2 pseudogenes are annotated in these 792 nt (G+C 58.8%); one reads left to right on the top strand and one right to left on the bottom strand.

The features are described 5' to 3' along the window. Positions 1-113 precede the first annotated feature (113 nt). A pseudogene (locus OCW50_RS33100) lies at positions 114-594 on the top strand (IS6 family transposase); the annotation flags it as partial. On the opposite strand, the pseudogene OCW50_RS33095 reads toward OCW50_RS33100, so the two are convergent. Beyond that, positions 559-792: pseudogene (locus OCW50_RS33095) on the bottom strand (hypothetical protein); the annotation flags it as partial. The pseudogenes OCW50_RS33100 and OCW50_RS33095 overlap by 36 nt on opposite strands.

Below are 792 nucleotides of genomic sequence, written 5' to 3'. Positions count from 1 at the left end.
CAAGATGTCGACCTTAGGGGCCGCCATGCGTAAACTGGTTCACATCTGCTTTGGCGTGCTTAGGAGCGGGACCGTTTACCAGTTTCCGCTTGCCCATCGGACTTGACCGCTCAGACGGTATCTACATCAAGGTGCGCGGGCGTTGGACGTATCTCTACCGGGCCATCGACAACCATGGCGATACGGTCGAGTTCTGGTTCAGCGAACGACGGGACCTCATTGCTGCCAAACGGTTTCTGCGCACGGCGCTGAACCGGCACGGCCGACCCGAACGGATCGTCATCGACGGCAGCCAGACCAACCGGGAAGCCATCCTGCCGTGTGATGCCGAGAGCCGTCTTCAGGACCGTTCTCGACGCAGGCTCAAGCCGATCAGGATCAGGCAGAGTCGATACCTCAACAATCGGATCGAGCAAGATCATCGCGCCATCAAACGCTGTCTGCGCCCCATCCTCGGCTTCAAATCCGTCGCCAGCGCCCGCGTGATTCTGGGCGGAATCGAGCTGATCCATATGATGCGCAAGCGGGCAGGCGAAATATGCCTGCAATCAGGAGCTGTCACTCGCCGAGCAATTTGAGCGGCTCGCTGCATGAGCGCGTAATGAAGACCTGCCATTGTCGCGTCCCTACTCCGGATTTGCGACGGATCCCACCAATCTGGGGGTCTGTTGCCTGGTCCTCTGTAGAAACACGGGCATAGCCGATTAGGTTGGCTTTAGGAGGGGAGGGGGCCTTCATCGCCGGAGAAACCTCGGAGCTCGCTTCAGGCTCAATTAAACGGACCGAGCTTAT

Origin of the sequence: Microvirga sesbaniae, from assembly GCF_025460805.1 — a bacterium.
Lineage (GTDB): Bacteria > Pseudomonadota > Alphaproteobacteria > Rhizobiales > Beijerinckiaceae > Microvirga > Microvirga sesbaniae.
Note: the sequence above shows the minus strand (reverse complement) of the source record. Positions and strands in the feature narration are given on the sequence as shown.